This window comes from Corynebacterium jeikeium (genome assembly GCF_028609885.1).
Lineage (GTDB): Bacteria > Actinomycetota > Actinomycetes > Mycobacteriales > Mycobacteriaceae > Corynebacterium > Corynebacterium jeikeium.
Map to the genome: position 1 here is coordinate 1,861,408 of NZ_CP063195.1, position 23,865 is coordinate 1,885,272.

The 23,865-nt window shown below is 62.2% G+C and carries 24 protein-coding genes; 6 read left to right on the forward strand and 18 right to left on the reverse strand.

Annotated features, from left to right (window positions below; all coding sequences use genetic code 11):
- Positions 1-5: 5 nt before the first annotated feature.
- The 7 genes from CJEIK_RS08300 to CJEIK_RS08330 form a co-directional block, all read right to left on the reverse strand.
- Positions 6-299 (reverse strand): hypothetical protein, encoded by a 294-nt coding sequence (locus tag CJEIK_RS08300; protein WP_005293554.1) that lies wholly within the window; start codon positions 297-299, stop codon positions 6-8.
- Positions 300-429: 130 nt separating this feature from the next.
- Entirely contained in the window at positions 430-696 is a 267-nt protein-coding gene (locus tag CJEIK_RS08305; protein WP_005293559.1) for a hypothetical protein, read from the reverse strand.
- Entirely contained in the window at positions 693-869 is a 177-nt protein-coding gene (locus tag CJEIK_RS08310) for a helix-turn-helix domain-containing protein (RefSeq protein WP_005293561.1), read from the reverse strand. Before CJEIK_RS08310 ends, CJEIK_RS08305 begins: the two co-directional genes overlap by 4 nt.
- A 585-nt stretch (positions 870-1,454) precedes the next feature.
- A complete protein-coding gene (locus tag CJEIK_RS08315; RefSeq protein WP_005293563.1) occupies positions 1,455-1,625 on the reverse strand; it encodes a hypothetical protein in 171 nt (56 codons plus the stop codon).
- Between the two features lie 67 nt (positions 1,626-1,692).
- Entirely contained in the window at positions 1,693-2,199 is a 507-nt protein-coding gene (locus tag CJEIK_RS08320; protein WP_005293566.1) for a hypothetical protein, read from the reverse strand.
- The gene (locus CJEIK_RS08325) at positions 2,196-3,107 is read right to left on the reverse strand and encodes a ParB N-terminal domain-containing protein (protein WP_005293568.1); all 912 of its coding nucleotides are present in this window, start codon (positions 3,105-3,107) and stop codon (positions 2,196-2,198) included. The genes CJEIK_RS08320 and CJEIK_RS08325 overlap by 4 nt, the downstream gene beginning before the upstream one ends.
- Positions 3,108-3,161: 54 nt before the next feature.
- Entirely contained in the window at positions 3,162-3,395 is a 234-nt protein-coding gene (locus CJEIK_RS08330; RefSeq protein ID WP_005293571.1) for a hypothetical protein, read from the reverse strand.
- Between the two features lie 142 nt (positions 3,396-3,537).
- Here CJEIK_RS08330 and CJEIK_RS08335 point away from each other — a divergent pair, with 142 nt between their 5' ends.
- The 4 genes from CJEIK_RS08335 to CJEIK_RS08350 are packed head-to-tail and all read left to right on the forward strand — an operon-like array spanning position 3,538 to position 6,230.
- A complete protein-coding gene (locus CJEIK_RS08335) occupies positions 3,538-3,933 on the forward strand; it encodes a hypothetical protein (RefSeq protein WP_143336407.1) in 396 nt (131 codons plus the stop codon).
- The gene (locus CJEIK_RS08340) at positions 3,930-4,316 is read left to right on the forward strand and encodes an ImmA/IrrE family metallo-endopeptidase (RefSeq protein ID WP_005293576.1); all 387 of its coding nucleotides are present in this window, start codon (positions 3,930-3,932) and stop codon (positions 4,314-4,316) included. Before CJEIK_RS08335 ends, CJEIK_RS08340 begins: the two co-directional genes overlap by 4 nt.
- A 12-nt stretch (positions 4,317-4,328) precedes the next feature.
- Positions 4,329-5,045 carry a hypothetical protein gene (locus CJEIK_RS08345; RefSeq protein ID WP_005293581.1) on the forward strand — a complete coding sequence of 239 codons (717 nt, stop codon included), beginning with the start codon at positions 4,329-4,331 and terminating at the stop codon, positions 5,043-5,045.
- 9 nt (positions 5,046-5,054) lie between these two features.
- Entirely contained in the window at positions 5,055-6,230 is a 1,176-nt protein-coding gene (locus CJEIK_RS08350) for a tyrosine-type recombinase/integrase (RefSeq protein ID WP_005293586.1), read from the forward strand.
- Positions 6,231-6,380: 150 nt separating this feature from the next.
- Here CJEIK_RS08350 and CJEIK_RS08355 read toward each other — a convergent pair whose 3' ends face one another.
- From CJEIK_RS08355 to CJEIK_RS08385, 7 genes are all read right to left on the reverse strand, one after another.
- Positions 6,381-8,234: an alpha/beta hydrolase gene (locus CJEIK_RS08355; protein ID WP_005293589.1), complete on the reverse strand. Its 1,854-nt coding sequence runs from the start codon at positions 8,232-8,234 to the stop codon at positions 6,381-6,383.
- Positions 8,221-10,083 carry an ABC-F family ATP-binding cassette domain-containing protein gene (locus CJEIK_RS08360; protein ID WP_005293592.1) on the reverse strand — a complete coding sequence of 621 codons (1,863 nt, stop codon included), beginning with the start codon at positions 10,081-10,083 and terminating at the stop codon, positions 8,221-8,223. The genes CJEIK_RS08355 and CJEIK_RS08360 overlap by 14 nt, the downstream gene beginning before the upstream one ends.
- Positions 10,076-11,143 carry a 4-(cytidine 5'-diphospho)-2-C-methyl-D-erythritol kinase gene (locus CJEIK_RS08365; protein ID WP_035009473.1) on the reverse strand — a complete coding sequence of 356 codons (1,068 nt, stop codon included), beginning with the start codon at positions 11,141-11,143 and terminating at the stop codon, positions 10,076-10,078. Before CJEIK_RS08365 ends, CJEIK_RS08360 begins: the two co-directional genes overlap by 8 nt.
- Positions 11,140-12,075 (reverse strand): 16S rRNA (adenine(1518)-N(6)/adenine(1519)-N(6))-dimethyltransferase RsmA, encoded by a 936-nt coding sequence (gene rsmA / locus CJEIK_RS08370; protein ID WP_005293601.1) that lies wholly within the window; start codon positions 12,073-12,075, stop codon positions 11,140-11,142. The genes CJEIK_RS08365 and rsmA overlap by 4 nt, the downstream gene beginning before the upstream one ends.
- Positions 12,076-12,170: 95 nt before the next feature.
- Positions 12,171-13,352, reverse strand: coding sequence for a resuscitation-promoting factor (locus tag CJEIK_RS08375; protein WP_005293603.1), 1,182 nt, complete (start codon positions 13,350-13,352; stop codon positions 12,171-12,173).
- Positions 13,353-13,653: 301 nt separating this feature from the next.
- Positions 13,654-14,571, reverse strand: a complete 918-nt coding sequence (locus tag CJEIK_RS08380; protein ID WP_005293606.1) for a TatD family hydrolase — start codon at positions 14,569-14,571, stop codon at positions 13,654-13,656.
- 45 nt (positions 14,572-14,616) lie between these two features.
- Positions 14,617-15,891, reverse strand: a complete 1,275-nt coding sequence (locus tag CJEIK_RS08385) for an MFS transporter (protein ID WP_005293609.1) — start codon at positions 15,889-15,891, stop codon at positions 14,617-14,619.
- 136 nt (positions 15,892-16,027) lie between these two features.
- Between CJEIK_RS08385 and CJEIK_RS08390 the strand changes: the two genes are divergently transcribed.
- Positions 16,028-16,708, forward strand: a complete 681-nt coding sequence (locus tag CJEIK_RS08390; RefSeq protein WP_005293612.1) for an HAD family hydrolase — start codon at positions 16,028-16,030, stop codon at positions 16,706-16,708.
- Between the two features lie 4 nt (positions 16,709-16,712).
- On the opposite strand, the gene metG is transcribed toward CJEIK_RS08390, so the two are convergent.
- The 3 genes from metG to rsmI form a co-directional block, all read right to left on the reverse strand.
- Positions 16,713-18,551 carry a methionine--tRNA ligase gene (gene metG / locus CJEIK_RS08395; protein WP_034964491.1) on the reverse strand — a complete coding sequence of 613 codons (1,839 nt, stop codon included), beginning with the start codon at positions 18,549-18,551 and terminating at the stop codon, positions 16,713-16,715.
- A gap of 48 nt (positions 18,552-18,599) precedes the next feature.
- Positions 18,600-20,288: a BCCT family transporter gene (locus tag CJEIK_RS08400; protein WP_005293619.1), complete on the reverse strand. Its 1,689-nt coding sequence runs from the start codon at positions 20,286-20,288 to the stop codon at positions 18,600-18,602.
- A gap of 172 nt (positions 20,289-20,460) precedes the next feature.
- On the reverse strand, positions 20,461-21,384 hold the full coding sequence (rsmI, locus tag CJEIK_RS08405) for a 16S rRNA (cytidine(1402)-2'-O)-methyltransferase (RefSeq protein ID WP_005293622.1): 924 nt from the start codon (positions 21,382-21,384) through the stop codon (positions 20,461-20,463).
- Positions 21,385-21,394: 10 nt separating this feature from the next.
- Here rsmI and CJEIK_RS08410 point away from each other — a divergent pair, with 10 nt between their 5' ends.
- Entirely contained in the window at positions 21,395-23,065 is a 1,671-nt protein-coding gene (locus CJEIK_RS08410; RefSeq protein ID WP_005293624.1) for a dolichyl-phosphate-mannose--protein mannosyltransferase, read from the forward strand.
- A 10-nt stretch (positions 23,066-23,075) separates the two neighbouring features.
- On the opposite strand, the gene CJEIK_RS08415 is transcribed toward CJEIK_RS08410, so the two are convergent.
- Entirely contained in the window at positions 23,076-23,858 is a 783-nt protein-coding gene (locus CJEIK_RS08415) for a zf-HC2 domain-containing protein (protein WP_005293627.1), read from the reverse strand.
- Positions 23,859-23,865 lie beyond the last annotated feature (7 nt).

The following is a 23,865-nucleotide window of genomic DNA, read 5'->3' on the forward strand; positions in this document are numbered from 1 at the left end:
TTTGGTCACCTGATCTCGTTCGCTAGTGCGTCCAGGTGATTACAGATCGCACGCTGCGACCGGGTCGCCTCCCGAACCTTCTTCCGTAGCCGGTCGGCGGCCATGCCTGGGCGCGGGTGATTCGCTCGGCTTAGCTGCTGCTGCAACTCGCGGTTACGGTCACGCAGGCGTGGAAGCCGGTGTAGTAATTCAGCCGTATAAGCAGCCAGCGGGTCGTCCGTCTTCAGCAGCTGGGAATGTGTCGCGGAAATCAGGCGATCCAGCTTCATCTCCGCGAGCTGGGTCTCTAGGTCTTTCAATGGTGGTCTTTCTAGGTCAGCAGGATTACGCAGATCAGGATCACGCCCATGCCCACGGCAAAACCGAGGGAGAACCAAAACGGCGGGGGTGGGGTCGAATCGTCGTGGTCATACGGGTCAATCAGGGGCATTAGACCAACAACTTTCCGAGATGCCAGGCGATCAGCAGGATCGTGCCCGCGAACGCGATAGCAGCCAAAGATGCTGCGATCATGTCGAACAAGGTCACCCTCTGCTCATCATTGAGCTGGTAGGGAACCGCGTCATCGACGTAATCATCGTCCATCTCCAGCCACTCGTCGATCTCGTTAATGAGTCGCTGTTGCGCCCCCTGGATAGCAGGGTGGGCTGACGGGATGATCCGTTCTGTGATTGGGGTGTCATCGTGGCGACTCATGATGCGTCCTCCTTGGGGGTGATGGATTCAACAGGGATACGGGTGGCATTCCCGATACGGATGGGATTGAGATGGGCGAGCCGGCCTTCGCGGGCATGGCGGTACAGGGTGCCGGGCGGAATTCGCAGTATTTCTGCAGCCTCGGGTATGGTGTAAAATTTGCGTTGGGTCACAGTTTTTGTCCTTTCGTGTGGCCTTGTTTTTGGTGAATGGCAGAACAACGACACCCCATCTGGATCAGAATTGATTAGGCGATGATCTGGGTGGGGTTTGTCGCGTTTTAGGGAAAGGGGCGCAGCGCCACCCTCGCACTCTTCGCGGGTGGTCGTGGGGTGGGCTTACGCGGCGACGAAACGTCGGAAGGTCGACCGCTACGCCCCTAGTACCCTCGGCAGGACTCGAACCTGCCTTGCACGTCACATAGCGCGCGCCTAGTGGCTGGCGTGGCTGGTGATCGCGTGCAAACACCTTGTGAGGGTCTGTGTCGTCTGTAGTTACCTCCCACTGGCGGGTGGGGTTCCTGCCCCTTGTTGGGGCTTGCGGGGGTCATGGCGCATCTAAGAACCAGCGCTCGCCCCGCCCGTATCGCAGACGGTGATATTCAGTTGTCAAAGAACTCGGCCATTGGTGGCCTTGTGCCCTGCCCAGGAATTGCACTTGGGGGTTGGTCTACCCAGGGCGCGAAACGTCACAGTGACGCTTCGTGGTGGCTCGTCCGGGCTTCCCCTCCCAGACGAACCAGATCAGTTAGGCATGGTTCATGCCATGAGTGCTGCAACCTGCTTGTCGATCTGCGCCCGCACCTCGCGGAGATCTTCGACGGCACGGTTGATGACATCCATGTCGCGATGCTCTTTCAGCAGCTCATTACAGATGTGCGACTCGTAGCCATGCGCGAGACTCTGTAGATAGTCGAGTGAGTTTGTCATTTGGTTGTTCTTTTCTTGTGTTGTATCGCGGGCTCGTCCAGGCTTCCCTCCCAGACGAACCGGGGGTCTAGGCTGCGTGCTTCAAGCTCTGCTGATATGCGCCCCATGAAAGTTGGCCAGATTCTCGAATCTTCGCCGCCCAGATTTCTGCAGCCTCGACAGACAACATGCGCGACTTATGCTCACGATCGGAGGCGCGACGCTCCTCTTCCGCCCACAGCTCAAGGTCGCGTGGCGTGGCTGCCGCGAGCTTCACTCGCTCGCGCACAGTCTTAGGTTTTCCGTCGACCAGAATGGTGTTCTTGACGCTGATGGGAATCTCTCCCACGAGCTGCCAGTCCAGAGGCTCTTGCCCGGTGCGCCTGTACTCTCGCATGACGGAATTGGCCGATTTGGTGAAGTTCGATTCCAGTGCGCGCGCCTGGTGTCGCAGGTGTGCGCGGGCGATCTCCTCCATATGGTTTACGTCGATCGGGATCGAGTCGGCGACCTGGTCGATCCAAGTCTTGTCGATGTATCGGTCGGGGCGGTTTGCGTTCAGCCTTGAGGTGAGAGTGTCGGTGTAGTCAATCACTTCTCTGCTCCTTGCAGGTAGGTGGTTTCGATTTCCAGGAATCGCTTGGCGATGTCCTCGGGCGCCGCGTCGAGCACTTCTTGGCGCTCTGGCCAGGTGGCCATGTCGAGCCCCCATTGGAAGTTCATGACGAAGGCTTCGAGGTAGCGGGCGTGACGCTCAATGCGTTCTCGCTTCTCGCGGCGCTCCGCCTCTTCTTTGCGCTTCTTTTCCTGCTCCGCCCGGCGGGCTTCGCGGTCGTGCTCCATGTAGGCGGCGTATGCTCCGCGCATGGTCTCAAAAGTTCCTTGAGGCTTTGAGTTCAGCCATTCCTGGGCTTCGGGGTGGTTGTCGAAGTATCGGCCTGCTTTGTCTTCGCGTTGTTGCTCGTCGCGGGCTTCTTCGATGCGGGCGCGTTCCTCGGCCTCGCGGGCGGCACGCTTTGCTTTGGCTTTTCCACAAGCGTCATCGAGCGTGATTGCGCTACTGACTACTTGATTCGCGAGCTCCGGCATTTCGTCGAGGACTAGGCCTGCTTCCTTTATGCGGTGTGCCCACCCGGTAGTGGCGGATTCGCCATTATCGACGCTTCCCCGCTTCCATCGCCCGTTCTTTCGCTTCCCGTCCTTCGCAAGCGACAGCGCGGTAGACATAGCCCGCGACCCGGTCGGCTGGTGACGACGCTCATTCGACGACCGCACAAACGCGCCCTCATCGTCACCCTCATAAACTTCAATCAGCGGCTCAATACCCAGCTTCTTGCAGGCGGCTAGGCGGTTACGCCCATCGAGAAGAACGCCGTCCTTATTGACCGTGATCGGGTCGCGCTGGCCGTTCGCCTGAATATCTGCAGCGAGTTCCGCGAGCGCTTCCTCTCCGAGCATGGGGTAGAAGTTCGCGTGCTCGCTCACTCCATTTATCTGTGTCATCTGCTATACTTTCCTTACTTTCCTTTTTTGCCCCTGTTCCTGCAGGGGCTTTTTCTATGCCGCAATCTCTTCGCGCGTGGTCGTGTAGAACATCTGCCCGAAATCTTCGAGGCCGAACCCGATAAGAACTCCGGCGACGAATGCTGCCGAAACGTTCCCGCCCTCCATTGCGCGGACGAATGTCTGCCGCTTAACTCCGATGCGCTCCGCTGCCTGGCTCTCCGAGAGTCCGAGGGTGCGGACGAGCGTCTTCATCGCTTCTGTGTTGAGCTTGATTGCCTTGGTCATGTGGTTCACCTCCTTGCCGGTATGGTTTAAAGGTAATCCATGATGGCGCACTTGTAAACCATTACCCCAAAACGGGGTTGGTTTATTTACTATCCATGCAGCTCGAATGGCTTCAAGTGGTTAGAAAATGTACCATGTAGACATGAGCGAATTTCAGCAATGGATAACCGAGGTGACCGGCGGCGCATCATGGCGCACCATCGCCGACAAGCTCGGCACCACCCACCCCACGATTCAACGGCGGCTCAAGAACGACACAGCAAGTGCTGTCATTGAGCTCGCCCGCGCCTATGGCGCCAACCCAATCCCCGGCTTACTTACTAGTCGATGCATAACGCGCGCCGACATGGACGAGCACTTCCAAGAAGCTTCGCTTAGCAGCTACACCGACCTCGAGCTCGCTCAAGAGATCGTCCGCCGACTCGAAGAAAAAGATCACGACGAACTCGCTACCGTCTACGAGTTCCAGGCCGTCGCAGATTCCAGCCCCGACGAGGACGCACTACGAGCACAGCAAGAAGGGAGCGACCTTGAATGACCATCACTTGCCCAGACCTGCACCACGTAGCCCGCCAACTCGGCGTAACCCTCACCCGCCATAATGGCGGCGTCAAGGGCTACTACAACCACACAACCCACACCATCAGCACCAGGCGCGGAATGAGTATCCAGCAGTACCGCTCCACCCTCGCCCACGAGCTCGGCCACGCGCACTATGGCGACCAGCCCACCGGCCACGGCCACTACGACCAGAAACAGGAAGCCCGCGCCGACCGGTACGCAGCGCGCCTGCTAATCGACCCCCAGGCTTTTGATACGGCGTACAGGTGGTGCCAAGGCGACCACCGCGAACTCGCCGACGAACTGGAGGTCACCCAGCACCTGCTGGCTGTCTACATGCGCCAAGCACTAACCCACTAAGAAGGACTCCCCATGACCACCATCGACAACAAGCACAACACCATCGTGTTCGACGACACCACAGCCACCGTGACCATCACCCACAAAAAGCCCCGTAACAACAGCAAAAAAGTGGAGTTCGGGCCACACACCATCCCCTACGGGGCGATCGCTAAAACCCACATCTCCAACGCCGGATTCACCATGCACGGCTACCGAATCGACCTCAAAGACCCCCTCCCAGAGGCAAGCACAGGTTCCGATCTTTATGGCGTATGGATTCACCGCTCCCAGCAAGACGCTTTCGAGTCCGCGATCAACCACGCAGCCACCCACCAGCTAGAAGAACAGTGGGAAGCGCCCCAGGTGAGCACCTTTGGTGCCCGGCTGGCCGCCTCCGTCGAGGAGAACGAGCGCGCCCAAAGGCATACCTTCGGAGACATCACCCTCACAGGTGAGGGAGTGCTCACCTACAAGGGGCACGAGTTCCCCACCCACGGTGCCCGCGCCACGGTTGACCAAGGCGGGGTGAAGCAGAAGGTAGGTGCTGGTCGCGTCGTCGGAGGAGCGGTTCTCGCCGGGCCAGTTGGGGCGGTCATCGGCGGCATGGCGAAGAAGAGCAAGGGCGATATTTCGCTAGAGGTTCAGCTTGCCGACGGCCGGGTATTGGTGACCACGGGGCCGGTAAAGAGCCTCAAGAAGGCACAAGATGTAGCCAGCCGCATTAACGACGCTGGGCTAGGTATTTAGGGCACCGCCATGAGCGTCCAGAAACGCACTACTAAGACCGGCAAGACCCGTTGGGTCGCCCGCTATCGTGACAAGACCGGGCGGGAGCACTCTAAGAGCTTCGACACGCAACGCGAGGCCAAGCAGTACCTCGCAGACCAGCGGGTCGCGCTCACCCGTGGCACATGGGCTAACCCCACCTTGGAGAAAACCACCCTTGGCACCCTAGTCGAGGATTGGATCAACGCCGGCACTGAGGTGTCCAGGCCGTTCCGCGTGTCCATGATGCGTAACCTGGGTGACCTTGCTGACCACCCTGTCGGTACGCTTGCCCCTGCCGATATACGCGCCTGGGTGGCGACATTACAGACCGGAAGGCCGTGGAAGGGTGGGGCACCACTAGGTGTGTCTGCTGTATCGAGTGCCCTAGCGAACGTGAAGCTCGTGCTTGAGCAGGCTGTGGATGATGGGTTGATCCCGAAGAATCCGGCGCGCCGCGTGACCGCGCCTGCGCCCACTACGCGCGTGACATGGCATGACATACCCACCAAAGAGCAGATCGACCAGCTGATACGGTACGCGCGCACGGGCTATGGAAAGCGTGAGAAGGGTAAGAAGTATTCGTGGTTCCAGGCGCATCCTGATCTGTCTGTGATGATCCGTGTGAGTGCTGCGACGGGGTTGCGTCCCGGTGAGGTGGCCGGCCTGCGGTGGCAGAATGTGGATTTCGATAATGGTCAGGTTCTGGTGTTGGAGCAGGCTATGCGGACTGGCGCTGGCACGCGACCACTAAAGACCGGCGACAAGGGTATCCGCGCTTTGAGTGTGGATGATGAGACGCTGGCCGCGATTAATGAGCTGCCGCGTGTGGATGAGCGCGTGTTTCATGCCCGGTGGGGTGGGGTGCCGATGACGGCGGAGAAGTACTCCCAGGCGCTGCGCCGGTTGTGCCTCGTCGTGGGTGTTGATCCGGTGACGCCGCACTCTTTCCGGCATTTTCATGCGACGGAGCTACTAAGCGCTGGTGTGCCGGTGAAGGCTGTGCAGCGTCGATTGGGGCATTCGTCGGCGCGGGTGACTTTGGATGTGTATGCGCATTTCGTGCCGGGTGGTGATGATGTGGCGGCGGATGTGATTGCGGGTGTGTTGTCTGGTGCGGGATCGGTGCGGGATCGGCGTGGCGGTTTGCGCGTTGTTGGCGGTTAGTGGCCTGGTCGTGGGGTGGTTTTTGGCTATTTTACGTTGATAAGGATCATGGTGCCCCACCCTACGCTGTGCGCCCGAGTGTTGGCAGATGCCCAGCTGGCAGAGGATCTTTGCCCTGCCTCCGGCTTACACACGCCCCTGCGCCCGGCTCTAGCCGTTGTCCACGCCGACTTCCTTCTCCGGGCCTTGCGATTCCATCGCCTCGTCCAACTGCTCGCGAAGCTCCTCGGCACGCTGCGGGTTGAAGTCCCGCCCTCCGACCATCGCCAGCATCCCGTCCAGCACGCTGTTGCCGTAGTTGTGCCCGTGGCCATTCGGCACGTTGGCCGCAACCGGAAGATCCATGGTGACCTGCCAGAAGGTAACAAACGGAATCCAGGACATAGACGGCGAGCGGTCGAAGCCCGCCGGTTCCTTCAGCCAATCAGGTTCCTGGGCGATCAGCGATGGCGACCACCACACCACCGGGTCCGAAGGGTGCTGGATAAACAGGATTCGCGGTTGGTGCCAGCCCGCACGCGAGGTCAGATCTTCTTCTCGACGCCACCGCCAGATCTCGTCGGAGTTCTCCGCAAAGCGGACATTTAGCCCGCCCGCGTATTCGGCAGAGACTTGCGGCGAGCCGGGGTCGCGCCGATCCACCAGGTCGTGCCAGAGCTTGTTGGAGTTCGGCGGGCCCGCCCACAGCAGGCCGTCCACGCTAGAGACGATGTCGCGCACGCCGGAGAAGGCCCCACTACCCGCGTTGGTGCCCAACGATTCGCCGTAGACGTACAGCTTCGGACGATCGTTTTCCGGCAGGGTGTGCCACCAGTCCACAACGGTAGAGACCAGCGCCTCTCCGGCGTCTTCCACACGCTGCTGGTCAGCGATGAACTGCACGCCGCTGGGTAGGTAGGAGTACTGGGCCGAGGCGATCGCGGAATCGCCGTCAAACATCAGTTCGAAGGCCTGAGCGGCCGTGGGGTTCACCCACCCGGTTCCCGTAGCGGGCACCACGAGCAACGCCTTCCGATCCTTCGCGCCCGTGCGCTTCAGCTCCTCGACCACGCTGTCCGCCCGAGCTTTATCCGTATCCTCCGCACCGTTTTTCAGGCTGGCGTAAACGCGAATGGGCTCCTTGCTGGGGCGGCCGGTCAGTGCTTCCAGCTCATCTTTGTACAGGCCTAAACCGACGAACCTTGTACCGAAAGCGCCCAGATCCTCCCATTTGTTGGGCGACTGCGGGCTGCCGGAACGCTCCGGCACCTGGGGTTGCTCCAGATCTTCCCGGATCTCCTGGTCCCGGACCGAAAACACCCGTTCAGCTGCGCTGACAACCGTGCCGGGAACGACGGTATCCACCAAGAAAAGCAAGGCCATGCCGACGGCCAACCAGGCGAACAGCGGGCGGGTAACACCACCCAAACGGCGCCCCACAGGGCCATCTTCCAAGGCTTCGATCAGCCACAGCAGCCCCTTACCCACCAGCACGATCAGCGCCCACAGTCCGATGCCGATGGGCAGCACAAGCAGGAACTCCGCCGCCGTATAAGCCTCCGCGTCCATCAGGTGTGCCAGCTCCTGCTGCCAACGCACGGCGAAGGAAACCCACACAAGTAGTGCCAAGATCACGACGGCCACGAAGCCAATCTCCAGGCCATTCTTCAGCTTCCGCATCCCTCGGTCGCTGAGCTCCAGCTTATGCTGTAGCTTCTCTAGCAGCCCCAGGGCCTTGCGGCGGCCCCGTCCCATGGGCTCGTTGAAGCGCCGTTGCAGGAAGGCTTCCCACAACCAGTGGAGGAACACACCAACGGTATAGCCGGTGCCGCCGGAGATACCTGCGACCACGCCCTGAAACAGCCAGTCGCGCGGCAGCAGCGAAGGCGTGAGCGAAGCCGCGAACAGCAGCGCACCGACGAGCACACCACCGGGGTCCACGTGGGCCTCCCACTGATCCCTAGCGGCGCTTAGCTTCCCAGTGATTTCCTCCTCTGCGGCGGAGGCGACATCAGCTATCTTCAAGCTTCTCCCCGATCTCCAGCCACTGCATCTCCAGCTCGCCGTGTTCTTCCTGGTTGGCCTTCAGATCCTTATCCAGCGCGGCTAGCTCGTCAGTCACGGGCTCGCCGGTAGCTGCCTTTTCCGCCACCTCGTTCATTTTCTCGTGGATGGAATTGATCTTCTGCTCGATCTTGGCCATCTTCCTTTCCAGCGCACTCATTTCCTTGGTGAGTGCGTGGACTTCCTTGGCGCCGAGGCTGGGGCGTCCAGAAGAAGCAGCGCCAGAACCGGCGGCGCCGGAGCTACCAGAACCAGAATCCGCAGCGTCGAAGGTCAGAGTGTTCTTGCGCCCCTCATCGCTAGCCTCCTGCTTGCGGCGCTCCAGGTACTGCTCGATGCCGCCGGGAAGGTTCGTCAGCCGCCCATCGCCGAACAGCGCCCAGGTGGAATCGCAGATGCGCTCGATCAGGTAACGGTCGTGGGAAATCACCACGAGCGTGCCGGGCCATTCGTCCAACAGGCTTTCCAGCTCCTGCAGGGTGTCGATGTCCAGGTCGTTCGTCGGCTCATCCAGCAGCAACACGTTTGGCTCGGCCATCAGCACGCGGGTCAGCTGCAGGCGGCGCTTCTCGCCACCCGACAGGTCCCCGATGGGCGTGCGCTGGCGCTTCGCGCTGAAGCCCAGCCGCTCGGCCAGCTGGGAGGCGCTGATTTCCTTGTCGCCGAAGGTCACGTAACTGGCGACGTCCTCGACAGATTCAATCAGGCGCTTCGTGGGGTCCAGGTCGTCCAGCTCCTGCCGCAGCCAGCCCAAACGCACGGTCTTGCCCTCAATACGGCGACCCTGTTCCAGCGGTGCCTCGCCCGCCAGGGTGCGCAGCAGGGTTGTCTTGCCGGAACCGTTCACTCCCACCAGGCCAATGCGCTCGCCGGGGCCTAAGCGCCAGGTCAGGTCCTCGACCAGGGTGCGGCCGTCCGGGGTGGCGATGCGTGCGTTCTCCAGCTCGATGACCTTCTTACCCTGGCGGCGCGCGGAGAAGCTCATCAGCTCCACCTTGTTGCGCATCGGCGGCACGTCCGCGATCAGAGACTCGGCAGCCTCGATGCGGTAGCGCGGCTTCGAGGTTCGCGCGGGCGCCCCGCGGCGCAGCCACGCCAGTTCCTTGCGCGCGAGGTTCTGGCGGCGCTGTTCGGCCGCATCTGCCTGCCGGGCGCGCTCGGCGCGGGCGAAGGTCCAGTCGTTGTAGCCACCCTCGTAGACGTCCACCGCGCCGTCGTGCACCTCCCAGGTGTGGTTGGCGACGGTATCCAGGAACCAGCGGTCGTGGGTGACCACAACCAGCGCGGTGTTGCGCCCCAGCAGGTGCTCGGCCAGCCACTGCACGCCTTCGACGTCCAAGTGGTTGGTCGGCTCGTCGAGGATCAGCAGGTCCAGATCCTGCACCAGCGCGGCAGCCAGGCCGGTTCTGCGGCGCTCGCCACCGGACAGCGAGCGCACGGGAGTATCCAGCCCCAGACGGGCAATGTCCAGCCCGTTGAGTACGCTGCGCACCTTCGGGTCGCCGGCCCATTCGTATTCCTGCAGACCTAGCGGTTCCAGCACTGCCCCGGCGACTGTCATGTCTTCCGGTGCGTCGCGCAGCACGTCCTGGGTGACCATTGCCATGCGCAGGTCGTTGTTGTGGCTTACGCGCCCGGAGTCCGGCTCGTCCTTCCGGCTCAGGATGTTCAGCAGGGTGGACTTGCCACCGCCGTTGAGCCCGACCACGCCGATGCGGTCGTTGCTATCTACTCCGAGGCTCACGTCGTCGAGCAGGGTCTTGAGCCCATAGCTCTTCGAGACTTTTTCTAGGTTGATGAGGTTACTCAAGTACTTCTTCCCTTTTTATGACGCCCGCAGCCGCAGCTGGGGAACTCGTCGTCATCGTGGAGCTGGCTTTCCCGGCCACGCTAACGGCTGTCGCCACTTCCACCGCGTCGTCAGCGGATGCGCACAGCATGGCGACCGTGGGCCCGGATCCGGAGACGATTGCTGCGATGGCGCCGGCTTCCTCGGCGGCCTTCAGGGTCTGGCGCAGGCTGGGCAGCAGACTGATGGCCGGGGCTTGCAGGTCGTTAGCCAGCAGCTTTCCCACTTCTTCCGGGTTGCCCGTCCGCAGAGCTGCGATCAGCCCCTCGGGGCTTCCAGCTCGCGCGGCCTTGGGGCTGGCTTCTGAGGCGGCGGCGCGCTGTTGATCCAGCTGTTTAAACACCTCCGGTGTGGATAGGCCGCGCTTGTCGGTGGCGATGGCCCAGTGGTAAGTGCCCGTGGCGATGACGGGCAAAAGGTTTTCCCCTTTTCCCGTGCCGCGGGCCGTGCCGCCGAGCAGGCAGAAGGGCACGTCGGCGCCCAGGTCGGCGGCGATGTCGGACAGCTGTGCGCTGCCCGGACGGCGCGGGGACCGCGGGTCCGGGAAGTACAGCTCTGTCGCCGCAACCAGCGCCGCCGCCGCATCCGCCGAGCCGCCGGCCATCCCGCCGGCGACGGGGATTCCCTTGTCGATGTGGATGTGCACGGGCTGGTCTGCCCAAGGTACGTGCGCGTTCCGCGCCTGCTCTTGAATAGCGGCGACTGCCTTCCACGCCAAGTTGCTCGAGTCCTGGGGCACCAGGTGGCTGTCGAACCCGGAGACGCTCCAGGTGCACGGCGCGGCGCATATGGCCTCCTGTGCCGCTTCAGCATCCTGTGCGTCCTGCGCGCCTTGTGCATCCCGCAGCGCGACGGTGACCTCCTCCTTCAGCGACACGGCCTGGAAGATCGTGTCGAGCTCGTGGTAGCCGTCTTCCCTGGCCGGCCCCACCCCAAGATGCAGGTTCACCTTGCCGTGCGCACTAGCCGTGACGGAGCGGTACTGCGGCTCCTGGGGGCCGAAGATGTGGGAGACAGTCATTGTGCACCCCTCAGCGAGGCCGCGGCCAACTGCACGAACTGTTCCGTCGAGAGCTTCTCGCCACGCAGGGTCGGGTCGATCCCCGCCCGGCGTAGCGCTTCCTCTGCCGCTTGGCCGCCACCGAAGTGGCCGGATAGGGCGGCACGCAGCGTCTTGCGGCGCTGCAGGAACGCGGCATCGGCTAGGGCAAACACCTCGCGGCGCAGCTGCTCGACATCTAGCTGTTCGGTACCCAGGTCGGCGCCCAACTGCCCGCCGGCCCACGGCTCCGCGCCTTCTGCATAGCGGTCGATGCGCACCAGGCCGGAATCGATCTTCGGAGCTGGCCAGAAGACGTTCTTGCCGATGGTCGCCGCCCGGGTGACGGATCCATAGAAGCCGGCCTTCACGCTGGGCACGCCGTAGATCTTGGATCCCGGCCCGGCGGCCAGACGGTCGGCGACTTCCAGCTGCACCATGACCAGAACGCGGTCGATGCTGGGGAACTCCTCCAGCATGTGCAAGAGCACGGGCACCGAGACGTTATAGGGAAGATTCGCCACCAGCGCGGTGGGAAGCGGGCGTCCGGCGTCTGCAAAGTCCTGCGCCGTTACCGCCATCGCGTCCTTGAGGATCACTGCCGCATCGGCCTCGCCTGCGCCCTGTTCTTCCAGGGTGGCGGGCAGCTTCTCGGCCAGGCGCGGATCGATCTCTACGGCGGTAACACTCGCGCCAGTTTCCAATAGCGCGAGAGTCAAAGAGCCCAGGCCAGGGCCGATTTCCACCACGTTGTCGTCCGCGGTGACATCGGCGGCCTTCACGATTTTGCGCACCGTGTTGGGGTCGTGGACGAAGTTTTGCCCCAGCTTCTTGGTGGGGTTTAGGTCCAGCTCCTCGGCGAGCTGCCGGATCTCATTGGGCCCCAGCAGCCGAATCTTCCGTTCATTCACCATTCACAGGATAGTCGAGCTGATGCTCGATAAAAACCGAGGTTGGTGCGCGGCTGCGCCCTGCTGTGCATAGCCACGCGCTGCAATTGGTCTACGGCTTAGCGCAGACCCATCTTGGAGGTGCAGGCAGGCCATGCACCCCAGCCCTGTCCGGCCTGCACGCGCTCGGCAACTGCGATCTGCTGCTCGCGGGTAGCCATGTGGGCAGCAGGTGCGTACTCGGTGCCGCCGAAAGCAGCCCAAGTAGACGGGGTGAACTGCAGGCCACCGGAGAAGCCGTTGCCGGTGTTGATGGACCAGTCGCCGCCGGCCTCGCACTGCGCCAGCTGATCCCAGACGGAACCGTTGGCCACAGCCGGAGCTGCTGCGCCGGTGTTGGAGCCCTTGTCCTTGCCCTCGCCCTTGTCAGTCTTCTTGGTACCGCGGATAATCACGCGCTCCTTCGGAGCGGTGATCTCCTTGCTGGACTTCTCCTTGCGGCTGACCTCTTCGCCATTGACGGTGCGGACGGTCGCAACAACGCGAGCCTTACCCGGCGCGCCCTTCTCTACGACCTTCTCCTCACCCTCGGGCATGTTCGGGTCTTCCTTCACACGCTCCGGAGCCGGGATCTCCTCGACCTTGGTCTCCTCGCGGTTAGCGATGCGGGTGACCTCGACGTGCATGCCCTCCTTCAGAGGGGTGTTGGCAGCCGGGGTGACCTTGTCATCCTTACCCAGCGGAGTGCCGCGCATCTCGAAGATCTCACCGACGGTGCGGGCAGGCAGGCTCATGCGACCGTCCTCGCCACCGTCGTTCAGAGTGAACTTCTTCGGGGTGACGATCTCCAGTTCCATGCCATCGAGCGGGATCTCCTGGTTACGCGCCTCGGATAGATTGCTCGCAGCGTCACTGCGGCCAATCTGGTCCAACAGGGAGCCAACGGTCAGTGCGGTGGTGTCAATCTTCTCCTGCTTGCCGTCGATGGTCAGGGCCACGGTGCGCGCGCTGCGGACGGTGATCTTGGAGTTGTCGCTGATGGCCTCGTCGAGTGCCGGAGTGACCATTGCGCGGTTGTCGATCTCCACACCAGCGGACTTCAGTGCGCCCTCGACGTCGCCGGACATGGTGCTGGCCTGAATGATGTCACCGTTGACATCCAAAGTGACCGACTTCTGCCCTGCCACCGCAACGCCGCCGCCGACAACCAGGGTTGCGAGCATGCCACCCGTGGCGATGCGCAGCGGGGTGGAGCTGGTGTTGTTAATGCGGTGCAGGTGGGACTTCTTCTTCGGTGACACTAGATCGTTGCCTCTCTTGTTACTGACGCCCTTTAGGTTTCAACCTCGCCACGTTCTGTGCACGTAGCGACGGGGCGCCCGAACGCCGATTTTTTCAACTTTTGTCACAATACGATAACGATCCTTGTTAAACAAAGATCCGCGCCAAAATGTTCCGCAAATCACAAATATGGGGGTGCAGCTGCGATAACAGCAGCCACAGCCCCCAACATGCGTTAATTTCTATATGTTTTCGTTACCTAGCGTCACACAAGGAACAGAAACCTCACTAGCGGAGCCACTAGCGAGACAGCACTATGCACTAAGCTCCCAGGTCGATCCCGTAAAGCCGTTGAGCGTTCGCCGTAACCAGCTCCCCCAGTTCCTGCGGCGCTACTCCCCGCTGCTCCGCCACACAGGCCGCGGTGTATCCGACAAAGGCCGGCTCGTTGCGCGCGCCCCGGAAAGGCTCGGGGGTCATGTAGGGCGCATCGGTCTCCACCAGAATCTGCTCCGCCGGGGCAATGCGCGCTGCCTCGCGCAGCTCCTCATTGCGCTTGAAGGTCACGTTGCCCGCGAAGGACAGCACGTAGCCGCGATCCAGCGACTCCTTAGCCACGTTCAGCGGGGAGGAGAAGCAGTGCAGGATCACGTTCTCCGGCTGCGGCGCGTCGGCAAGCACTCGCAGCAGGTCGGCGTCGGCCTCGCGGTTATGGATCATCAGTGCCTTGCCGGATTCGCAGGCCAGTTCGATGTGGAAGCGCAGCGCCTCTTCCTGCACCTCGATGCTCGGTGTTTCCTCCCCGTCACCTGGATCCTTGCCTATCCAATACGCATCCAGTCCGGTCTCGCCGATGGCCACGCAACGCGGATGGAAGGCCATCTCGCGCAAACGCTTGCACACTTCCCCCGTCACCGTCTGGGCCTTTGTCGGATGTACAGCGCAGGCCGCCCACACGCGGTCGTGGAATTCTGCAGCTTGTAGGGCCTTCTCCGTTTCCTCGATCCCGTCGCCAACGGTGCACACGCCGCGCACGCCCACGGCATAGGCGCGATCCATGAACTCACCCACCAGCCGGCGGTGGTCTTCCTCCCCGAACGTCCTGTCCCCTGCATCCGAGCCCACCACGTCCTGCCGGTGCTGGTTCTTCAGCACTGTGGACCACAGGTGGGTGTGCGAGTCGAACAGCGGGACGATCGGCTCGGGCGGAACGGGTGTCGGACGCTTCTTTCTTGCCATGCCCACCACCCTAGCGCTCCCTTAGGCGGTGCTCCCTAGGCAGTTCTACGTGCGGTCGTCCACGAACACCTTCCGGCTGGCCACCAGGCCCGCCGCCAGCAAAATGAAGTTGAACCCCACAAGAACCAACAGTCCGGCGGTCCAGGACGCAGTGGCGTCATAAAGAGCACCAAAACCAAAAGGTCCGATGCAGGCGACCGTGTACCCAATGCCCTGCGCGCCCGAAGAAAGAACTGCGGCGGCCTTCGGTTCGCGGGTACGGGTGGCGATCAGCATCAGCCCCAACGGAAAGGTAGAGCACCCCAGTGAAACCAGCGAAATCCACACCACTGGCAGACGCATCGGGTCGGTAATCACCATCAAAAGGGCCACGAACATGCAGCTGCACGACAGGATCGTCACCCATGCCGCGCCGCGTTCAAATCGCGAGGTCATCCACGGCACGATAAATGACGAGGCAGTCCCGACGAGCGCAAACACCCCGCCGATAATGCCGCCGAGCTGCGCCGACCCGCCAGATTCCACGATGATCTTCGGCGCCCAGGTGATAAAGCAGTAAGAAATGGAGGATGTCATGGCAAACATCACCACGATCCCCCAGCTCACGGGGTTACGCCACATGTGCCGATACACGCCGCGCGACTCGCTGTTCTTGTTGTTTATGACGCCCAGTAGCTTCCGTGGATGCGCCTGTCGCAGCATCGCGCTGCCACGTTGGGCGGCGGTCCCCGGGGTCACCGAGAACACAAGAACTCCCCAGCACAACAGCGCCAAGAGCGGCGGAATTGCCCACACTCCGATCGCTACGCGCCACCCGCCGAGCTCGGCCAGAGGCACAGACACCACGGATGCGGTAGCCATGCTGACCTGTCCAACTGCCATGTAAGCAATCGACATGACCGTTAGCTTGAACGGGAAGTAGTCCTTAATTACAGCGGGCAGTAGGGTATTTGTAATACCCACTCCGACCAGGCCGATCATCGTCCCGGCAAGGAACAGCCATTCATTGGGCGCCGCCATGCGCAGGCCGAACCCGGCGGTGGCAAGCACCATAGCGGTACTGATGACCGCGCGGAAGGATAGAGCCTTAGCCAAAGGGCTGGAAAGGACAGCGGCAACGGCGAACATGGCTGTAGGCGCCATGCCAACCAGGCCGATGAAAAGGTCGGAGGCACCCAGCCCGGTTCGTACGTCGTCGGCGATTGGCGGGAAAGCGCTGACGGGACTCCGCAGATTAGAGCTGGTCAGCAGCACCGCGAACGCGGCGATGACCGCCACCGCAGAAGGCACGCGACGGGCTACATTGGTTGACTTCTGCATTAAGTTCACCCCCGGTTCGTTTTAGCTTCGCATCGGCGCCACCTTTTGGTCACGCAAGCACGGCACACTAGCCACAAACCCTACTAGACCAGCATCCTCCCGCTACATTGCGACTGCAAAGGCAGGCACCAGCACTATGGAACACTTGATCGTCTTCGACCTGGGCGGCGTACTGGTTCAGCGCCGCCACACCCTGCGCGAGCTCACCACCGTAATGATCCGCCACGCCAACATTCAGTCTCGCTCCAACAACGGCAGCCAGACCAGCGTTCCCACCATCATCACCGACCCGTTTAGTTTCGAGGCAGCCTACGGCCGTTACCGCGAAAGCTACAGCCTGTCGATGGGGCCGAACGACTATTTCACCACGCTCTGCCGAGCTGCTGGCGTGCAGCCCACAGAGGAACTGATCGCGGAGCTGCTGGAGACCGACACGCGCCTGTGCTCCACCGTGAACGCTTCCGTGCTGAACCTGCTGAATCACCTGAACGCCATCGACCAGCCGTGGGGAATCTTCAGCAACGCGCCGCGTCCGGTCATGGAGGCCGTGATGGATCAGGATTGGACGACCGCCGCGGCCGTCACCTGCTTCTCCCCCGACCTGCGCTTCACCAAGCCCCACCAGGGTGCGTTCCGCCGCTTCGAGCAGGCCGCGGCTGCAGCCGGCCACGAGTACGCTTCCCTGATCTACTTCGACGACCGGCAGACTAACCTCGATGCCGCCAAACGTCGCGGCTGGGAGGCCTTCCCCTGGCACGGAGTCGAGTCCGTGCACGAGGTACTCTCGCCCATCACCGGCCTGCGCCGCGCGGACTAGCCCGCTACTTCTGCACCGGCGCCCACTCCGGGCCGGTCTCCGCCAGCTCCGGGTCGAGCTTCGGGAACAGCGGCTTAGGCTTGCTGAGCTTAGTGCCCGGCTGGATCTCCTGACGCGCCCACGTGGCCTTTTGCTTGGTGTAGTCGCCCATGATGACGGGGTAGGTGCGCCCTTCTTCGGGCAACCCCATGCCCACCGGTTGGCGCGGAGACTCATCCTTTACCTCGACAACCTCCGGCTGGGCCGCCCAGATGCCCTCGCCGCCGAGAGTTTCGAAGATCTTCTGCGCGGAGAATGGCAGGTACGGGGTCAGCAGGGTGTTCACATCGGAGACAACCTGCAGAGCGGTGTACAGAACCGTAGCCAGGCGCTCGCGCTGGTCTTCGTCCTTCGCCAACTTCCACGGCTCCATAGCCGCGATGTACTGGTTCGCGCGTCCCGCGATGCGCATGGCCTCGGTGATGCCGGCCTTGAAGCGGGAGAGGTTGATGTTATCGCCGACAACCTCGAATGCCTTGGCGGACTCGGCGAGCAGCGCCTCGTCCTCTGCGGTCAGCGGCCCCGGGGTGGGAACCTCGCCGAAGTTCTTGTGAGCCATGGAGACGGTGCGGTTCACCAGGTTGCCCCACTCGTTGGCTAGCTCGGAGTTGATGCGGCGAACGAACTCGTCCCAGGTGAAATCCGTATCGGTGGTCTCCGGCCCAGCGGTGGCGATAAAGTAACGCAGCGCGTCGGGGCCGAATTCCTTCAGGAAGTCGCGCACGTAGATCACCACACCCTTGGAGGAGGAGAACTTGGAACCCGACATCGTCAGGAACTCGGAGGATACGACCTCCGTCGGCAGGTTCAGCGCCGGATCGGCCAGATCGCCAGCCTCGCCGCCCTTGGAACCCTGACCGCCGTAGCCCAGCAGCTCTGCCGGCCAGATCTGAGAGTGAAAAGTGATGTTGTCCTTACCCATGAAGTAGTAGGACAGGGCCTCCGGGTCGTTCCACCACTTCCTCCAGGCATCCGGGTCGCCGATACGCCAGGCCCATTCGATGGACGCCGAGAGGTACCCCACGACGGCGTCAAACCAAACATAGAGTTTCTTCGCGTTGTTGTCCTGCCAGCCCTCGACGGGGATCGGCACGCCCCAGTCGATATCGCGGGACATGGCGCGCGGACGGATGTCTTCCAGCAGGTTCAGGGAGAACTTCAAGACATTCGGGCGCCAGTCGGTGCGGCCCTTGAGCCAGGTGGTGAGGGCTTCTGCCAGTGCGGGCAGGTCGAGCATGAAGTGCTCGGTGTCGATGAACTCCGGCGTTTCACCGTTGATCTTGGAACGCGGATCAATCAGGTCCTCGGGATCCAGCTGGTTTCCGCAGTTGTCGCACTGATCGCCGCGGGCGTCATTGGCACCACAGATCGGGCAGGTGCCCTCGATGTAGCGATCCGGGAGGGTACGACCGGTGGAAGAGCTGATAGCACCGCGGGTGGTCTGAGTGACCATGTAGCCGTTGTTGTACAGGCCGGTGAAGAGCTCCTGCACGACCGCGTAGTGGTTGCGGGTGGTGGTGCGGGTGAACAGGTCATAAGAAAGGCCGAGGCTCGCGAGATCCTCGACGATAATGCGGTTGTAGCGATCCGCCAACTCCTGGACGGTCGTGCCTTCCTTCTCCGCCTGCACCAGCAACGGGGTGCCGTGCTCGTCGGTGCCCGAAACCATGAGCACCTCATTGCCAGCCATTCGCTGATAACGTGCGAAAACGTCCGAAGGCACGCCGAACCCGGCGACGTGGCCGATGTGGCGGGGGCCGTTAGCGTAGGGCCATGCAACTGAGGTGAGAACTCGTTTCGACATAACCCTTAGATTAGGTGATCCCCTACCACGACGCGAAAGCAGCCCGGCTTAGGAATGCTCTGCGTTGCCGTCTGCGACGGCCTGCGGAACATCGCTCCCGCCGCCGTAACGACGGCTGCGCTTAGCGGCCTTAGCTTCGCTCTGCTCGTTGATACGACGCTCGCGAGCCATACGCAGGGCGTATTCCCGCTGTGCCTTTTCGTCCAGGTACAGCTGGTCGTTAGACAGAGCCTTGTAGATGGAAAACATCAGGGCGATAATCACCAGCAAGAACGGGCTGGCGGCGATGATCGTCACGTTCTGCAGGTTGGTCAGCGCCTCGTCACCACCGGTAAGCAGCAGCATCAGGGCGATAATCGCGGTGAGCGCACCCCACAGCACAGTGACGCCACGGTTGGCGACCAGCTGTCCACGCTGCGACATGGAACCCATGACGGTGGAGGCGGAGTCTGCGGAAGTAATGAAGAAGGTCGCCAGCAGAATCATCGCAATGATGCTTGCTACCTGTCCCATCGGTAGAGTCTGCAGCAGGTTAAACAGCTGGCTGGTGGCCTCGCCATCACCCCAGATGGAATTGCCGGTTTCCTCCGCATTAACGGCGGCGCCGCCAAAGATAGAGAACCAGATGATGGTCACCATGGTTGGAACCATCAGGACGACACACACGAACTCGCGGATCGTACGGCCGCGGGAAATGCGGGCGAGGAACATGCCGACGAACGGAGACCAGGAGACCCACCATGCCCAGTAGAAGATGGTCCAGGTACCCAGCCACTCATCTGCACCATCGCCGGAGTTAGCGGTGCGGGCGGCCATCTGGAAAAACTGGGACAGGTAGTTACCCAGGGAGGTCGGGATCAGGTTCAGAATCACCACGGTCGGCCCGAGAATCAGGACGAACAAAGCGATGAGACCGGCCAGAACCATATTGGTGTTGGACAGGTACTGAATACCCTTGCCCACACCGGAAGCGGCGGAAGCCAGGAAGCACAGACCCAGGATCACGATGGTGCCGACGATCACCCACGTGCCAGGATTAGAAATCAGCCCCGTGGCATCTAGACCGGACTGGATCTGCACTGCACCCAAGCCCAGGGAAGCCGCGGTACCGAAGACCGTCGCGAAGATGGCGGCAATATCGATGATCTTGCCCAGCGCGCCCTCGGCGCGCTTCTCCCCGATCAACGGAATAAACGCCGCGGATAGCAGCTGCTTACGCCCCAGTCGGAAGGTGCCGTAAGCAATGGCCAGCGCCACGATGGCGTACAGCGACCACGGGTGCAGGCCCCAGTGGAACAGCGTGGAGGCGAAGGAGCTAGCCACATCGTTCTTCTGCTCCCCCGGCACGCCGTCGCGGTAGTAAGTCAGCGGCTCGGTCACACCGTAGAACATCAGGCCAATGCCCATGCCTGCGGCGAACATCATGGCCACCCAAGAGACGCTGTTGAACTCCGGCGGCTCGTTATCCTTGCCCAGGCGAATGTGCCCGAACTTACTGAACGCAATGAACAGAATGAACCCTACAAACACCGTGCCGGCGAGGACGTACAACCAGCCCCAGTCGCCTACGACATAGCTCAGTGCCGTCGAGGCGAAGGCGGCGAAGCTATCGCCACCAAATATGCCCCACAGCACGACAGCCAGGATGAGGGCTGCCGCACAGCCCGTGACCACCCAGTCGATGGACTGTTCCTGATCAGCCTCAGTCGGCGTTACTTCTTCTCTTGATACAGTCATTCCTCAATATTGGGGGGTATTGTGGGCGCTTTTCAACCGCAGTGGTGCTCCAACCACGCCTGGACGGCGTCTTTAGCCTCGGCTTCTATCTCCCCTAAACCCCTATTCACCTGCCCTTATCCCCCACACAGGCCACCCGCCTCTCAGCCCAGCTAAAAACCTTTAAAAAACTCTAATTTTTCTCGCGTCCGCGCAGCACAGCTTCATAAAGCTCACGTTTGCTCACGCCCTTGGCCTTTGCCACGTCTCCGGCCGCCGCCTTCAGACGCTCCCCCTCCGCCACTTTCTGCTCCACCAACTCGACCAACGATTCCACGTCCGGCTCTGCCTGCTCGTCCGCGGCATCCACCACCACGCAGATCTCCCCCTTCACACCGCTCTCCGCCCAATCGGCCAGCTCCCGTAGTCCGCCGACCTTCACCTCTTCGAAGGTCTTCGTCAGCTCACGGCACACCGCCGCCTGTCGGTGATCCCCCAGCTCTTCGGCTGCCGCTTGCAGAGTCTTGGCCAGCCTGTGCGGGGATTCAAAGAAGCAGACGGCGTAGGGGGCGTCACTAAAGGAACTAAAAAACGAACGCCGAGCGCCGTCCTTGCGTGGTGCGAAGCCCAGGAACGCGAAGTGCCCCACCCCCAGGCCGGACAGTGCCAGAGCGGTCGGCACCGCAGAAGGGCCCGGCAGGCATGTCACCGGCACTCGAGCACGACGGGCAGCGACGACCAGCGGGAACCCGGGATCGGAAACGGAGGGCATGCCGGCGTCTGTCACCACTAGCACGCGTCGGCCCTGCACTGCCTGCTCGACGAAGAACTCCGCCCGCTCGGCCTCGTTGTGGTCGAAGTTGGAGTAGATTCGACCGGAAATCTCCACTCCCAGCGTGTCCGCGAGCGCCCGGGTGCGGCGAGTATCCTCCGCGGCCACGATGTCTGCGCTGGCCAGAGCGTCGATCAGCCGCACCGAAGCATCCAGCGGATTGCCCAGCGGCGTGGCCGCCAAGATTATTCCCCCCTGCGGCAGAGGTCGATTCTCGGCGGCGCGGGCAAGTAGCGCAGCGACTGCGTCTGCGGGGAGAGTCTTGGTTTCTACGGGTTCACTCATACCCGCCAGTATGCCCGCCAGTGCGCCCGATTGTCCGGAGCTTCTACTACAGTTGGCTTTCGTGCCGACCACACCGACTCCCCCTCTAGCGGACAGCCATGAAGTGTCTGCCGACCAGCATGACACGACCGACGTGACCCGTCGCGTGCCTACCGCTGCGTCCGGCCGGCGCGCGTTCGCCTTCACCCGGTGGAAGGGCATCCTGATTGTCCTCGGCCTGTTCGGCGCGCTCAGTCGCCTGCTCATGCTGCAGCGCCCCACCGACGCGGGCACCCCGGTGTTCGACGAAAAGCACTATGTGCCGCAGGCCTGGCAGATTCTGCAGAGCTGGTCTAACCCACTAATCGGCGGCATTGAGGACAATCCAGGCTACGGTCTGGTCGTCCACCCGCCCCTGGGCAAGCAACTCGAGGCGCTGGGCATGGCCGTGTTTGGCTACACGCCATGGGGGTGGCGAATCATGTCCGCCCTGCTGGCTGTGGTGACGATCCTGCTTATTGCCACGATTGCGCGCCGAGTGTCAAAGTCCGACCTCATCGGCTTGTTCGCCGGCATTATTGCCCTGTGCGACGGGATCCTATTCGTCACGGGGCGCTCGGCCATGTTGGACCACTTCCAAGTATTCCTGGTGTGCCTGGCGACTTATTTCGCGGTGCGAGATGCCGAGCAGATGGAGGCTCGCTTCCAGCGCGTCTGGGCCACTGGACGCATCCACGATTTCGCCCTCGGCCCGCGCATGGGCTATCGCTGGTGGCGCTTCGCCGCGGGCGTGGCGCTGGGCTTGTCCCTCTCGGTGAAGTGGAATGGCCTGTACTACATGGCCTTTTTCGGGGTGACGATTGTTGCGGTTGATTATTTTCGACGCCGCCGTTTCGGCGTGCGCCGTCCCCTTTTAGGAACCGCGTTCTTCGACGCTCTGCCTTCCTTCTTCTCCATCGTGATCGTCCCTGCGATCCTGTACCTGGTCAGCTGGCGGGCGTGGTTCGCCTCCGAAACTGGCGTGTTCCGCCACGCCGTGGAGTCCGAGCAGTACGCCAACACCACCGGGGATTGGTTCTGGTCCTTCCTGCCAGATACTCTGCAGAACTTCATCTACTATCACGTGTCCGTCATGCGCTTTCACACGGAGCTGACGAACTCTAATGGCCACCACCACAACTGGGAATCCAAGCCGTGGTCCTGGCTGGTCTCCAGCCGTTCACTGATGTACTACAACCCATCCAGCGACGAGGGCATCCACAAGGTGATCCTGCTGGTTGGTACGCCCGTCATCTGGTGGTTCTGCGTCCCCGCCATGCTGTGGGGGCTATGGTGCCTCATCGTGCACAAGGATCGCCGCTGGGTGGTGCCCGTCATCGGCTTCGCCGCTGGCTTCCTGCCATGGCTAGTCAACCTGGATCGCCAGATGTATCTGTTCTACGCGGCTAATTTGGCTCCGTTCCTGGCGATTGCGCTGGCCATGGCTCTGGGGCAACTGCTGCGCTGGCAGCGCCCGGACGTTGCTGCCCAACCGCACTCCTCCCCCAAAGCCTTTGTGAAAGCTCGCCCTGGCCAGCTGCTGGTAGTAATCTACCTGATGCTGGTGGTCTGGAACTTCCTTTATTTCCTGCCGATCTACACGGCAACTCCGCTGTCCGATTTCGCCTTCGATATGCGGATGTGGCTGCCTTCCTGGCGCTAAACTCCCGGCGTTAGTCCCAGCCCCGCGGGCGCGGCTGACCAAGCTCAAAGGTGGAGTTACGTCGGGCATCGCTGGGGCTGAAGTGCACCGGCTGGGCCATCAGCGCGCGGAAAGACTGCTGCAACGGCATGAACACGTTTTGCCTACCGGCCCACACCACGACCAGAGCCACGACCGCTGCAAGATGCACCAGCAGAAGCCATAGGGTAGTCAGGCTGCCTTCTTCCCCGACCATGCTCAGCACGATCTCCCGGGTTGCGAACCCTAATCCGAAACCCCATAGCCCCAGATAGATAGGCAAAACCGCCGAGGCCGCCTTCGGGCGCCAAGCCGCCCACAGAAGGCCACCGGCCAGTGCAAAGCGCATCGTTGCCGCGTCGGAGACCAGACGGAGTTGGGACGAGTCGGCGTCATCCCCAAGGGGCGGGCCAAACAACATCGACAGGCCCCACACAACATAGACCAGCGCCACGATGACAAGGGCGGAGCGCCCAAAGAGCAAAGGCAACTGACGGCGGCGCAGTCCCCCGCTGATCTGTGGGTTGTGATCGGCCTGCTCCAGAACTTGTGCGAGCAGCGCAGCCTTCTGCTCGTCGCCCGGCTCCGTCGCAGGCTCACCTTCGGTCGGGGTGGCGGAGACGTTCATCCGGCGGCCCAGCGCGGTGACGGTGGAATACCAGCGCTGGCAGTCCTCGCAGGCGGCAAGGTGCGCGTCGACCAGGTCGTCGGACAGCTCGGCGGTTTCGCCGTCGAGCCGGGCGGACATCGAAGTCCTGACCGCTTGACAGTCCATGCGCTTA